Raw genomic sequence first — 12,161 nt, 5'->3', positions numbered from 1 at the left:
GAACTAGGGGAGTTGGCACAGAGCAGCTTTAGTGGACATTTATCTGACAGTCGAATTCGATCAGGGTTTATTTAGATTGTAAGCGATGATACGGGATAGTCGAATACAGGAGGACAAAAGAATACTTTGAAGTCATATTACCATCTCAGAGAACGACATTCTTTCAAATGTCGGGCAAAAAATTTCGTATTTATGTCACTTTTTTGATGGTTACGGGCAAGCTGATTTTAAAGATGTGCCTTTTATCTCGTCTGATTGCCAGACCACGACACGGTGACCTGTCCCACTTTCATCTGAATGCCGGATTGCCAGCCCAGACTTGGGAAGCGCCGCCTGGACCCGTAAGGAGCCTTGTCCGCGCTTCTCGGAGGCACATCATGATGGGTATTCTCGAACCCGGCCATTTACTGCTCATTCTGCTCGCCGCCCTGCTGATTTTCGGTCCGCGCAAGCTGCCCGAACTCGGCAAGACCCTGGGCCAGACCCTGCGCGAGTTTCGCCAGCATACCAGCGGACTGTCTGCTGAGCTCTCAGGCAGCCTGGACACCCCCCAGATCGGTGCCCAGAGCTTACCTGCCGCCGCAACTGTGCCAGTAGAAAGAGTTGCAGCAGAGACGGTGCAACTGGTGGCGACCACGCCCGTGCCCGTTGCTGAGCACGCGCCGATCAAAGAGTAGGCCGTCAGCTCAAGGCTCGACCCGGCCCGGCAGTTCCTGCAAGGCGCGGACCGGCAGGGAGCTCTCGCCCTGTTTGAAGGCTGCCAGATAGCCGTGAACCGTGCCGCCGGAGCGCTCGACCAGGCGGGCCAGTGCTGTCGCCATCGCGCCGGTGGCGATCACGTCCTGCACGATGACCACTTTCTTGCCGCCCAGTCGCCTGGCATGCAGGCCGTCGAGCCACAGCGTTTCCGAGACGCCCAGGGTCAGGCCCGGCACTTCCTGAATCAGCGGAGCCTGCATGTAGGTGCGGCGTTTCTTGCGCGCCACCTCGTAGGGCAGCCCCGAGAGGTCGCTGAGTTCGTGGGCCAGCGGCAGGGCGTTGGTCACCACCGTCAGCAGCGCCTCGGTCCCTTCCGGGATCAGCGGCAGCAGTGCCTGGGCCACCGCGCGGGTGAGTTCGCTGTCGCCCAGAAACTCGACCAGTGGCACGAAGCCCATCTGGCCCACCGGCACCAGGCGCAACGAGCGGGTGACATTGCCGACGGTGATCTCAAACGGCTGGCTGGGCTGATTGGGCTGGCTCATGCCCTGAGCTTAACCCCAGATCGGGGAATTGGACGCTCGGATCCACCAACCGGCCTGGCTGCGTTCGTGCTAAAACAGAACCCAGCCCCGAAAAATTGTTCCTGAAAGAACTGGGGCGGGAGGCGCGGGCATGATGACGCAGGGCGATCTGAGTTTGAAAGGCGGGCGCACGCTCCATTTCTACGATCACTTCCACGGTGCGGGCGGGCTGGGCCGGACGGACTTGCTGGCGGTGTTCTGGCAGCATGGCACGCCCAACATCGGTGCACCGCCCGCGCCCCTGTTTGCCGCTGCCGAGCGCCTCGGCCTGCGCCTCGTCGGTCATGACCGGCCCGGTTACGGCGGCTCGTCACCCCTGCCGGGCCGGGACATAGCCTCAGCTGCCGCCGACGTGGCGGGCCTGGCCGACGCGCTGGGCATTGCCCGGTTCGCCGTGATGGGCCATTCCGGCGGCGGCCCGCACGCGCTGGCCTGCGCCGCCCTGCTGCCCGAGCGGGTCGTGGGGACCATCAGCGTGGCGGGCCTGGCTCCCTTCGGCGCTCCGGGGCTGGACTGGTATGCGGGCATGTACCCTGGCGGGGCAGCGGAGTTGCGGGCGGCCCAGGCGGGCCGGGAAGCGCTCGCCACCCGCCTGGCCACAGACCTCTTCGACCCGGAGATGTTCACCCCGGCGGATCACGCCGCCCTGTCCGGCGACTGGGCCTGGCTGCACAGCGTCGTGGGACCGGCTGCGGCGGCCGGCCCCGGCCCGATGATCGACGACGACCTGGCCTACGTGGCGGCCTGGGGTTTCGACCCGGCCCAGATCACCTGCCCAGTACTGCTGCTGCACGGCGGGCAGGACCGGATCGTACCCAGTTCGCACAGTCGGTGGCTGGCAGGCCAGTGCGCCTCGGCAGAACTGCGCCTGCGCCCGGACGACGGCCACCTGTCGGTGCTGCATGGTGCCGAAACGGCGCTGGAATGGCTGAGCGCCTGAGTAATTTGAACAGCCGCGCTAAGCGTCCAGCCGCTGCACACTGCTGCCTGCCACGCTCTTGCTCACCAGCAGGCGGCTGGGCAGCCGTTCCGACAGGCTCTCGACGTGGGTGATGACGCCCACCATGCGGCCCTGGGTCCGCAGGTTTTCCAGCGCGCCCGCCACCGAGTCGAGTGCCTGGGGATCGAGCGTGCCGAAGCCCTCGTCGAGAAAGAGCGCGCCCAGAATGCGGTTTCCGGCCAGGTAATCGCTGAGGGCAATGGCGAGTGACAGGCTCGCCAGGAAGGTCTCGCCGCCCGACAAGGTCTTGACGCCGCGCGTTTCGCCCGCGTTCCAGAGGTCTTGCACCAGGTAGTCGCCGCCGCCGTCGCCCAGGGCCAGCCGGTAGCGCCCGTCGCTGATCTCGTAGAGCAGTTCGCCCGCCCCGGCCAGCAAGCGGCTCTCGACGTCGTGGAGGAGGTACTGCTGAAACTCGCCCGCCCGCAGCGAGTTGGCCAGGGTGCTCCACAGATCCAGGGTGCTGGAGAGCCGCCCGGCGCTGGCTTCCAACTCGCTCTTGCGCCCCAGGCGCTCGGCCCCGGCACGCAGCGACTCGGCCAGCTCCCCGATGCGCCCGCGCGCCGCTGCCAGCGCCGACTCCGCTGCGTGGAGGTCGCGCTGGGCCTGACTGAGCCGGGCCTGACTGAGCCGGGCCGGGTCGAACGCTGCGCCGCCGAGTTTGGCTTCCAGGGCGGCCCGCTCGGCCAGCAGTTGCTCGCGCCCGGCGAGGTGGCTTCGCAGCGCCGCTTCCAGGGCACGAATCTCGGCTTCCGGCAGGGCGGCGGCCCGCACCTGCCCGGCGCTCAGCGCCAGGGAATCCAGCAGTATGCTCAGCGACAGCTCGGCCTGCTCGGCCTCGGCTCCTCGCTCGCTGGCCCGCTCGCTGGCGGCCTGGGCGGTGGCGGCGGCGGCAGCCCGGTCAGCCTGGGCCTGGGCCACTGCCTGGCGGGCTGCCTCGGCAGCGTCGGCCAGCAACTTGAGCTGCTGCTGGGCGGCGCGGCGCTCATCTGCCGGATCGCCTGACTGCTGCACCTGCCCGGCGCTCAAATCGAGGTGTTCCAGCGCCGTTTGCAGCACCTGCCTGGCCCGCTCAGCCTCAGCCCCGCGTTCGGTCAGGGTCTGCTGGGCCGCGTCCAGCCGGGCGGCGGCAGCGGCGCGGCCTGCCTGGGCGTCGGCCAGCGCCGCCCGGGCCGTGTCCAACCCCCTCTTGAGGTTCGTCACCTCGGTCAGCACCCGTTGCCGCTCGCCCGCCGGATCGCGGCCCGCCAGTTGCACCCGCGCTGCCAGACCCGCCAGCAAGCGCCGTGCCCGTTCCGGTTCCTCGCCCGTATAGCGGGCCTGCCCAGCGCGCAGATCGGCCTCGCGGTCTCGCAGCGCGGCTTCCCAGTCATTGAGTTCGCTGGCCTTTTCTTCTAATTGTTTGGCCCGCACGGTGCTGGAGGCGCGCAGGTTCTTGAAGCGGTCGCGCCGCTCCTCCAGCCGCTGATTCAGGGCGTCCACCGCCGCCGTCAGCGCGTCCACGTCGGCCACTGGGCCGCCCGGTAGGGTCGTCACGGGCTGCTCGCACAGCGGGCACGGCTGGCCCAGGTGCAGGTGCGCGCGGTAGGCGCTCAGACCCGCTTGCTCCCTGGCCGCTCTCAGCGCCGCCTCAGCCCGCTCGAAGTCGGCCTTGAGGACCCGCCCGTCTTGCTCGATCTGGTCCATCTCGATTTTTTCCTGGCGCTGCACTTGCTCCTGCTCGGTCTGCCGGGCGCGTCCGGCACTCAGCCCGGCCTTCTCGGACTCCAGCTTGACGCCCTCGGCCCTGAGCTGCTCTAACTTCTGGGCGGCCTCGCGGGCGGCGAAATGGGCGTCCTCGTCCCAGGGCAGCGGGTCGGGGTGGCTGGCCTGGAGGCTGCCCCCGGCCCTCTTGAGGCGGGCCAGATCGGTTTCGGCGCTCCTGAGCAGTTCGGCGTGGGCCTCCAGGTCGGGGATGCGCTGGGTCTGAATCTGGGCGGCCTGCTCGGTCTGGGCGGCGGCCAGTTGAGCGGCCTGGGCCTGGTCGAAGCTGGTCTGGGCGCTGCGGGCGGCCTGCCCGGCCCGCGCCCGCTGCTCGTCGGCCTGCGCCGCGCTTCTGAGCAAAGGCAGTGCCTCGGCCATCTTCTCGGCCCGCTCCAGGCGCGCGTTGGCTGCCGCGTTGCCGCTCTCCTGGGCATCCAGGGCGGCCTGCTCACGCCCGGCAGCCTGGCCGAGCGTGGTTTGCGCGCTTTCCAGCATGGCGTGTGCCCGGTCCGCGTCCTGCCCGGCCCGCGAGGCGGCTGAGCGCGCCGTGCTGGCCGCCTCCAGCAGTGGCAGCGCACCTGCCACCAGCCGGGCCCGCTCGGCCCGCTCGGCCCCGGCCCGCACGCCCGCCGCCTGAGTGTCTGTCTCCGTGAGCCTGCGCTGTGCGTCCTCGAACTCGTGGTGCAGGCTTTCCTGGGCGCGCAGGCGGGTCAGCTCGGCTTGCAGGGAGTCGCGGTCGTCGGTGAGGGTCTGGGCGTCGGTCTCGGTGCGGCCCTGCTCGGCCCGCAAGTCGCTGAGCCAGCTTTCCGAGACACCCGCGTACTCGCCTTCCAGCAGGTGATGCACGCCCGCCAGCTCGAACTTGAAGGTCTTGGCGCGCTCGGCGGCGTGCGAGTGCATCTCGGCCACGTGGCCGATGTTGGTCAGTTCGCCCAGCAGCTTCTGGCGCTCAGCCTTGGAGCCGCGCAGCAGGGCGTCGAACTTGCCCTGCGGCAGCATCACGGCGCGGGTAAAACTCTTGAAATCCAGCCCCAGCAGTTTGCTGATGCGGCTCTGGGTGGCGCGGGTGGTGTTGTCCGAGAGGTTGAGCCACCGACTCCCCGCGTCCGGCCCGGCGGCGTGCTGCTCGATCCGGACCTGGTTCTCGGCCTGCTTGCGGCCCTTGGTGCGCGTCACCCGGTAGGTCTGCTGGCCGCTCTCGAAGGTGAGACTCACCGAGAAGGCTTTCTCGCCGGTCGAGATCAGCGCGTCCAGGCCGGTCTGCCCCAGCCTATCGGTTTCGCCGTAGAGGGCGTAGGTGATGGCGTCGAGCAGACTGCTCTTGCCGCTGCCAGTGGCTCCCTGAATGGCGAAGAGTTGCAGGTCGGTGAAATCGACTTCGGTGTGCTCCCGAAACGGCATGAAGCCCTGCACGCTGAGATGCAGAGGTTTCATAAGACCTCCCATTGAACTGGTTCATGGAAGCGGTGAAATCCGAGCGCAGCGGGTAGGAGAAAGATACGGGTTTCGCGGTATGGAGCAACATCCGGTGTTTTTCTGAATGTTGAGGAATTGAGTGAAATCCCTATCACGCGCCCTCCCCGGCAGCCTCGCGCACCGCCAGATCGCTTTCCTTGAAGACCCCCCGCAAAGCTGGGGACAGTTCGCCGCGTTTTTCCTGATGGAACCGCTCGTAAAGCTGCTCCAGGCTCAGGCCCTCGCGGCTGCCCGCCTGCACAGTGGCCTCGTCCTTCACGGGGTCGAGTTCCACACCCAGGGCATTGGGAAACTGCCGCAGCACCCGGTCCTTGAGACCTGGCAGCGCTGTGCCGCTGGGTGCGCGCACGACCACCTTCAGCAGTCCGTCAAAGCCAGAGAGGGCGCTCAGGCGGGCGTCGAGCGTATCCAGATCGGCGCGCACCGTCCTGAGTTCCTTGCCGCTGACGAGCGGAATGGCGTGGACGCGTGCGGGCCGCCCGGCCTCCACCTCCACCAGATTGACCTGCTTTTTCTCGCCGCCCTCGCCGAAATCGAGCTGGATGATGCTGCCGGGGTAGCAGGCCAGCGGCGACGCGCCGAGTTGCTGCGGCTTGTGAACGTGGCCCAGCGCGGCGTACTGGGCGGCGGCGGGCAGTTGCAGCGGCGAGACCGTATATGAGTTGGTCAGGTCAAACTGCATGCCCCGGTCCGAGCCGCTGGCGACTGCGCCGTCGAGGGTGGCGTGCAGCATCAGCATGTTCACCGCGCCGGGTTCGAAGCCCTCGGCCAATTTCCGCAAAAAGAAATTCATGCCCTCGCGGTACTTCTGCCGCCAGCGTCCCACGTCGGCCCCCAGCACGTCGGCGGCCTTGACCAGTCGGCGCTCGGAAAGGTAGGGGAGTGCGCCCACCACCAGTTTCTCGCCGCCTTTCGTCTCGACGAATCTCAGCATCTGCCGGGGGTCGGCGGTGGGCTGGGCCACCACCTGCACGCCGACCCAGCCGAGCAGACCGCTGAGGCCACCGAGCCGCGAGGCACTGTCGTGGTTCCCGGCGATGACGATGCTGGGAATTCCGGCGTCGCGCAGCGAGAGGAAAAAGGCGAAGATGGTCGCCTCAGCGTCGGCGGGCGGGTTGACCGTATCGAAGAGGTCGCCCGCCACCAGCACGGCGTCCACCTTCTCGCTGCGGGCCAGTCCGGCGATCTCGGTGAGCGCCTCACGGATTTCGGGGGTGCGGTCATAGCCGCGCAGGGTGCGTCCAGCGTGGAAGTCGGCGGTGTGAAGTACGCGCATCACGTAAAAGTTAGCACGGGGGGGCAAACTTCAGCCGGACACGCTGACGCAGATTCCCCATCCTCAAGTCCTCCGTTGAGGACGCCGCACAGCCCCGCCGGTTCCCCGGTCCCGCTGCCTTGGGCCTGAACCGCGCGGGAGAGCCGCACGACCGCCTTGCTGGTTTCCGCTTCCGGCAGGAGAAAAGGCAGCCGCAGGTGGCGCTTGCACCAGCCGCCCGTCCCGAAACTGGCTCTAGAAAAACAGGCCAGTTTGAATGATGCTGAGGAATGATGCTGAGCAGTATGATGCCCCGCCGCCTGATTCAGCTTCTGCTTGGCCTGTCCCTCTACGGCGTTTCGCTGGCCCTGATGGTGCGGGCCAACCTCGGCCTGGACCCTTGGGACGTGTTTCACCAGGGCCTCGCGCAGCGCCTGGGCTGGAGCCTGGGCACGGTGGTCAACGTGGTGGGCGCGCTGGTGCTGCTGTGGATCTTTCTGCGCCAGCGGCCCGGCGTCGGCACTGTCGCCAATATCTTCGTGCTGGGTACGGTGGCCGACGCCGTGCTGGGGCTGCTGCCGCCCGTCACGGCCCTGCCGCTGAGGGCGCTGCTGCTCATCAGCGGCGTGCTGCTCAACGCGCTGGCGACAGCAGCCTACATCGGCGCAGGGCTGGGGCCGGGGCCACGCGACGGCCTGATGACCGGGCTGGTCCGGCGCACGGGTCGCCCGGTCGGCTGGGTCAGAACCAGTATCGAGGTGACGGTGCTGGCGGTTGGCTGGCTGCTGGGCGGCTCGGTGGGCCTGGGCACGCTGGCCTACGCGCTAATGATCGGGCCGCTGGTGCAGGTGCTGCTCCCGCTGCTGACAGTGCCGGAGGCGCAGCCCACCGCACAGACGGCCCGCTCAGACGGCTGACGCCTGAGTGCCCGGTTTTACCCGCCCAGCAAGCTGCCCACCGACTTCGAGGCCAGCCAGGCCGCTGCCGCCAGCACCAGGAGCAGCGCCAGCGGGTACAGCACGCCGCGCCAGGCTTTGTTCTGATTGCCGGTCAGCACCCGGAAGCCGACGAAGGCCAGCGCGAACTGCCACAGGTACACGGCGTAGCCGAGCCAGGTGGTCACCTTATTGACCGGGTTGCCGCCCGACACTTCCTGCACCTTGAGGATGTAGGTCTGTAAGGCTTTTTGCAGTGCCGCGCCGCTCAGGCCGCTGAGGTCCGGCGCGGCCACTGCCACCTGCGGCGCGAAGAGAAGCGCCACCGGCAGCAGCACAGCCGCCCAGATCAGGGTGGGCAAAAAGGCGGCTCCGTAGACCTCGGCGGCGCGGCCTGCCGGACCCGCCCCCAGTGCCCCCAGCCCCCACAGTGCCAGCCACAGCAGCACTGTGACGAAGACGCTGGCAAAAGCCGCCGATCCGTAGTTGAACAGCGGCGAGATGGCGCTGCCGCCCGCCGCGCCTGACAGAATGGACGACTGCGCTCCCAGCACATGCCGGGCCAGCAGGGTGGTCGAAATTCCGCTGGTGGCGCTGGCCAGCGCCACCAGCCACAGGTAACGGCCCGCGCTGGGCGGCAGGCGGTGAAGGGCTTCAAAGAAAACGGCAGGCCGGGTGAGCAGGTCGGCAGGTCGGGGCGCAGGCGGCGCAATGGGTGTGGGGGGCAGTTTGGTCATGAAGTGGCCTTTGCAGGAATTGGGGAGGAGAAAACGGGGCGCATCGTCATCACAGGCCCTTGAAGTCCATGCCCTTGAGAAACAGCGGCGCGCTGGAGAGGGCCACCGCCGCCAGCACCAGCACGCCCAGCAGCACGGTGCTCAATGTCCAGACGGGCCACTGCGGTGAGCGGGCCTCGGGGACGGGTGACGTGCGCGGGGTGAGCCACAGCGTGCCGATGACCAGCGCGGCCACGCCGATGAGCAGGCTGGCCAGGCCCAGGCTCAGCGGAATTTTGACGCCCGTGATATCACCGCCCAGCGCGCTGAGGTCCTTGCCCTGGAGAAAGGCGCTGAGGCCCACCGCCAGTGAGTTGTTGAGAACATGAATGCTGATGCTGGTCCACAGGGAGCCGCTGTACTGCACGCTGCGGGCCAGGAACCAGGCCAGCGGCAGGATGGCGATGACCTGGGCCGGTGCCCCGTGCGCCAGCCCGAACAGCAAGCTGGAGAGCAGCGCGGCGAACAGCGGCCCCCGCGCCCACTCGAAGCCGCGCATCAGCAGGCCCCGGAAGGCCACCTCCTCGGCCACCGGAATAAGGAAGCCCGCCACCAGCAGCAGCACCCACACGTCCGTGCCCTTTGACAGAAATTCCGGCACTGTCTGCGCGCCAGCAGGCCAAAGGCTCAGCACGAACAGCAGCAGCGCCCGCGACGCCACGAAGGCCAGCGCGAAACTGCCCAGCACGACGCCGACACGGGGCCGGGTGCGCCAGCGAGGGTCGTGCAATAAGGCCAGCGCGGTGCGGCGCATGGTCAGGCTGAAGATCAGCACCACGCCGAGAAACGACAGCAGCAGCGCCGTGCCCAGCGGTAGGCCGCGCGCCAGGGCGATGGCCGAGACGGCATTCTGCGTCACCAGCACGATGATGGCCGCCCAGCCGCCCTCGGCGGCGGTGATCGGCGGCGGTGTTATGGGAGACTGGCTTACCGGTGGCGCGGGAGACTGACTGTCGGCGAACAGCTCGGCGGCGGCGTGCGGAAGCTTGGTGGGCGGCAGCTCGGACATGGCTTCAGGGTAGCCTGTACGGAGAAGGGAAAGTGGGCCAGATCGCTCAAGCCCGGCCCGCTCAGCCGGGGGGCAGCCCAGTCGAAGATCGGTTCAGGCCGTCAGCACCTGGGTGGCCCGCGCGAGCATCTGGTCGTCAATCTGGTAATGCAGCACGAAGCGCACGCTGTCCACATCCAGGGCGCTGGCCAGCACACCCTGCTCAGCCCACTGTTCCACCTTCTGCTGGGCGTCGGGGATGGTCGCGTAGATGATGTTGGTCTGCACGGCGTCCAGGTTGACGGCGTACCCGGCTTCCACGAGGGCCTCAGCCAGTTGGCGGGCGCGGGCGTGGTCGGCGCTGAGGCGCGCAGGGCCGTCGCGCAGGGCGATCAGGCCCGCCGCCGCCAGGATTCCAGCCTGGCGCATCCCGCCGCCCAGCATCTTGCGGTAGCGGTGCGCCCGCACCAGATCGGCCTTCGATCCGGCCAGCACGCTGCCCACCGGCGCGCCCAGCCCCTTACTCAGACACAGCGACACACTGTGAAAGGGAGCGGCCACAGCTTTGAGGCTCACGCCCAGCGCCGCCGCCGCGTTGGCCATCCGCGCGCCGTCGAGGTGCAGCGGCAGGCCCTCCTCGTCGGCCACTGCCCGGACGGCCTGCATCACGTCCAGCGGAATGACGGTGCCGCCCATCTTGTTGTGGGTGTTTTCCAGGCTGATCAGGCCAGTGGGCGACTGGTGAATGCTGTGGCGCACTGCCCGGCGCACCTGCTGCGGGTCGGGAACGCCCAGCGGCGCGGGCACGAAGCGCGGCACCACCCCCGAGAAGGCCGCCATCATGCCGAGTTCCCACTCGTAGATGTGTGACCCCTCGGCGCAGATGACTTCCTGGCCGCGCGAAGTGTGCATGGCGATGGCCGCCTGGTTGGTCATGCTCCCCGAGGGCATGAACAGCGCCGCCTCCTTGCCCAGCAGCTCGGCCACCGTCTGCTGCAAGGTGTTGACGGTGGGGTCTTCGCCGTACACGTCGTCGCCGACCACTGCCTCGGCCATTGCCTGGCGCATCTCGGGGGTGGGCAGCGTGACGGTATCGGAGCGCAGGTCGATGCGGGCGGTGGGTACCGGCTGGACGGATTCGGTGATCGAAGCTTCGGCAGTCATGGGCCGATGCTAGCGCCGAACGAACGTCACGGCCAACCTGAACAGCCGTCTGCCGTTCCCGCTGCGTCGACACGGCTTCATCTGATTCAGAGTTGCCCTATGCAGGGTTGCGGTGGGTGTGCAGAACAATGAGGTAAAGCTCTGGTCAATCTCAGTTGCCAGCCCGGCTCCAGGCGCAGCATGGTGAGGGGACGCCGTCGGCCTCTTTCCAGCACAAGCTGCCCTGACCTACAGCCGCAGAAAACGACTGGCCGAGCGCGCAGCGTCACGCTTCCCCGCCACAAGGAGAAAGGTATGATTTATCCACTCAAAGTCGGTTTGATGTTGGCCGCTTTTCTGGGGGGCAGCACCCTCGCCGCCAAGGGCGCAGATGTTTACGGTGCCAATTGCGCGGCCTGCCACCAGCCCACTGGCAAGGGTGTGCCCGGCGCATTTCCTCCGCTGGCCGGGCACTTTAGCGCGCTGCTGGCCACCGGGACGGCGGGCCGGACGTATGTCGAGCATGTGGTCCTCTACGGTCTGGCAGGCAAAATCGTGGTCGGCGGCATGACCTACAACGGTGCGATGCCCGCCCAGAAACAGCTCAGCGACGCCGATCTGGCCGCCGTGCTCAATTATGTGGCGACCAGTTGGGGCAACAAGCTGCCGAAAGGGCAAAAGCCGGTTGCTGCCGCCGAACTCACCAAATTGCGTGCCAAAGCACTTACGGCGGCAGCGGTGTACAAGACCCGTCCGGCGGTCAAGTAACCAGCCGTCGAGGAACCAGTCTCAACGTTCTGGCCCGGCGATAGGAAAAAGGTCGCCGGGCCAGTTGCACAGAATCCAGGGAATCGGAGATCAATGCCGTTGGTGGCGACAACTTATTTCCCGTCCGTCGCTTCCTCCTGAATCTCCACGCTCTCGATGCGGTCGGGCTTGAGCGAGGCATCGGGTTTCTGAGGATCGATCTTTTGCAGGGCGTCCACGACGTTCTGTCCGTCCACGACCTTGCCGAAGACGGTGTACTGCCCGTTGAGAAAGGTCGCCGGGGCCAGCGTGATGAAGAACTGGCTGCCCTGCGAGGACAGGCTCTGGGCGCGGGCCATGCCCAGCACGCCCGCCGAGTCGAAGCCCAGCGCCTTGTCGATCTCCACCGAGAAACTGTAGCCGGGGCCGCCCGTGCCCGTGCCGGTGGGGTCGCCGCCCTGGGCCATGAAGCCGTCCAGCACCCGGTGAAACGGCGTGTCGTCGTAAAAGTGATTGAGCGCCAGAAATACGAAACTGTTGACCGTTTTGGGGGCCTGTCTGGCGTACAGTTCCAGCGTGATATCGCCGCGCGTGGTCTTGACGACGGCCTGGTATTGCTTGGCTGGGTCGGTGACCTGCTGCGGCGCGTCGAATTTCAGGACCGGCGTCTCGGAGACCGGCTTGAGCGTGACCCAGGCGGCCTGGGCCGAGGTGGCGAGCAGCGGCGCAGTCAGGAGCGAAACGGTCAGAAGCGAAACGGTCATCGGTGAAACAGTCACCCGCGAAAGGAAGCGCATGCCGCCAAGCTAGCAGCGGCG

11 protein-coding genes are annotated in these 12,161 nt (G+C 67.5%); 4 read left to right on the top strand and 7 right to left on the bottom strand.

Features of this window, described 5'->3' with window-relative positions:
* Positions 1-377 precede the first annotated feature (377 nt).
* Positions 378-677 carry a twin-arginine translocase TatA/TatE family subunit gene (locus tag N0D28_RS14835; protein ID WP_312846415.1) on the top strand — a complete coding sequence of 100 codons (300 nt, stop codon included), beginning with the start codon at positions 378-380 and terminating at the stop codon, positions 675-677.
* Positions 678-686: 9 nt separating this feature from the next.
* Here N0D28_RS14835 and N0D28_RS14830 read toward each other — a convergent pair whose 3' ends face one another.
* A complete protein-coding gene (locus tag N0D28_RS14830; protein WP_260560250.1) occupies positions 687-1,244 on the bottom strand; it encodes a type I phosphoribosyltransferase in 558 nt (185 codons plus the stop codon).
* A gap of 130 nt (positions 1,245-1,374) precedes the next feature.
* On the opposite strand from N0D28_RS14830, the gene N0D28_RS14825 reads away from it, so the two are divergent.
* Positions 1,375-2,223, top strand: coding sequence for an alpha/beta fold hydrolase (locus N0D28_RS14825; RefSeq protein WP_260560249.1), 849 nt, complete (start codon positions 1,375-1,377; stop codon positions 2,221-2,223).
* 18 nt (positions 2,224-2,241) lie between these two features.
* Here the strand turns inward: N0D28_RS14825 and N0D28_RS14820 are convergent, their stop codons facing one another.
* Together N0D28_RS14820 and N0D28_RS14815 are read right to left on the bottom strand one after the other, a co-directional pair.
* Entirely contained in the window at positions 2,242-5,457 is a 3,216-nt protein-coding gene (locus N0D28_RS14820; RefSeq protein ID WP_260560248.1) for an AAA family ATPase, read from the bottom strand.
* Between the two features lie 133 nt (positions 5,458-5,590).
* Entirely contained in the window at positions 5,591-6,775 is a 1,185-nt protein-coding gene (locus N0D28_RS14815; RefSeq protein WP_260560247.1) for a metallophosphoesterase family protein, read from the bottom strand.
* A gap of 287 nt (positions 6,776-7,062) precedes the next feature.
* Between N0D28_RS14815 and yczE the strand changes: the two genes are divergently transcribed.
* On the top strand, positions 7,063-7,671 hold the full coding sequence (yczE, locus tag N0D28_RS14810; protein WP_260560246.1) for a membrane protein YczE: 609 nt from the start codon (positions 7,063-7,065) through the stop codon (positions 7,669-7,671).
* Between the two features lie 17 nt (positions 7,672-7,688).
* Here the strand turns inward: yczE and N0D28_RS14805 are convergent, their stop codons facing one another.
* The 3 genes from N0D28_RS14805 to N0D28_RS14795 all read right to left on the bottom strand — a co-directional run bounded on the left by N0D28_RS14805 (position 7,689) and on the right by N0D28_RS14795 (position 10,617).
* Entirely contained in the window at positions 7,689-8,426 is a 738-nt protein-coding gene (locus N0D28_RS14805) for a YIP1 family protein (RefSeq protein WP_260560245.1), read from the bottom strand.
* Positions 8,427-8,475: 49 nt separating this feature from the next.
* Positions 8,476-9,474, bottom strand: coding sequence for a CPBP family intramembrane glutamic endopeptidase (locus N0D28_RS14800; protein ID WP_260560244.1), 999 nt, complete (start codon positions 9,472-9,474; stop codon positions 8,476-8,478).
* A 93-nt stretch (positions 9,475-9,567) separates the two neighbouring features.
* Complete coding sequence (locus tag N0D28_RS14795) at positions 9,568-10,617, bottom strand: threonine aldolase family protein (RefSeq protein WP_260560243.1); 1,050 nt, start codon at positions 10,615-10,617, stop codon at positions 9,568-9,570.
* A 294-nt stretch (positions 10,618-10,911) separates the two neighbouring features.
* Here N0D28_RS14795 and N0D28_RS14790 point away from each other — a divergent pair, with 294 nt between their 5' ends.
* Entirely contained in the window at positions 10,912-11,364 is a 453-nt protein-coding gene (locus N0D28_RS14790; RefSeq protein ID WP_260560242.1) for a c-type cytochrome, read from the top strand.
* Positions 11,365-11,477: 113 nt separating this feature from the next.
* On the opposite strand, the gene N0D28_RS14785 is transcribed toward N0D28_RS14790, so the two are convergent.
* Positions 11,478-12,107 (bottom strand): peptidylprolyl isomerase, encoded by a 630-nt coding sequence (locus N0D28_RS14785; RefSeq protein ID WP_260560241.1) that lies wholly within the window; start codon positions 12,105-12,107, stop codon positions 11,478-11,480.
* Positions 12,108-12,161: the final 54 nt, after the last annotated feature.

It is taken from the genome of Deinococcus rubellus (assembly GCF_025244745.1).
GTDB classification, from domain to species: Bacteria; Deinococcota; Deinococci; order Deinococcales; family Deinococcaceae; genus Deinococcus; species Deinococcus rubellus.
The sequence above is the reverse complement of the archived record's forward strand: the minus strand, read 5'-3'. Positions and strand labels throughout refer to the sequence as shown.

Excerpts from the sequence above, each read along its gene's own strand:
- N0D28_RS14835 (WP_312846415.1), top strand. The coding sequence starts at position 378 with ATGATGGGTATTCTCGAACCCGGCCATTTACTGCTCATTCTGCTCGCC.
- N0D28_RS14830 (WP_260560250.1), bottom strand. The coding sequence starts at position 1,244 with ATGAGCCAGCCCAATCAGCCCAGCCAGCCGTTTGAGATCACCGTCGGC.
- N0D28_RS14825 (WP_260560249.1), top strand. The coding sequence starts at position 1,375 with ATGATGACGCAGGGCGATCTGAGTTTGAAAGGCGGGCGCACGCTCCAT.
- N0D28_RS14820 (WP_260560248.1), bottom strand. The coding sequence starts at position 5,457 with ATGAAACCTCTGCATCTCAGCGTGCAGGGCTTCATGCCGTTTCGGGAG.
- N0D28_RS14815 (WP_260560247.1), bottom strand. The coding sequence starts at position 6,775 with ATGCGCGTACTTCACACCGCCGACTTCCACGCTGGACGCACCCTGCGC.
- yczE (WP_260560246.1), top strand. The coding sequence starts at position 7,063 with ATGCCCCGCCGCCTGATTCAGCTTCTGCTTGGCCTGTCCCTCTACGGC.
- N0D28_RS14805 (WP_260560245.1), bottom strand. The coding sequence starts at position 8,426 with ATGACCAAACTGCCCCCCACACCCATTGCGCCGCCTGCGCCCCGACCT.
- N0D28_RS14800 (WP_260560244.1), bottom strand. The coding sequence starts at position 9,474 with ATGTCCGAGCTGCCGCCCACCAAGCTTCCGCACGCCGCCGCCGAGCTG.
- N0D28_RS14795 (WP_260560243.1), bottom strand. The coding sequence starts at position 10,617 with ATGACTGCCGAAGCTTCGATCACCGAATCCGTCCAGCCGGTACCCACC.
- N0D28_RS14790 (WP_260560242.1), top strand. The coding sequence starts at position 10,912 with ATGATTTATCCACTCAAAGTCGGTTTGATGTTGGCCGCTTTTCTGGGG.
- N0D28_RS14785 (WP_260560241.1), bottom strand. The coding sequence starts at position 12,107 with ATGACCGTTTCGCTTCTGACCGTTTCGCTCCTGACTGCGCCGCTGCTC.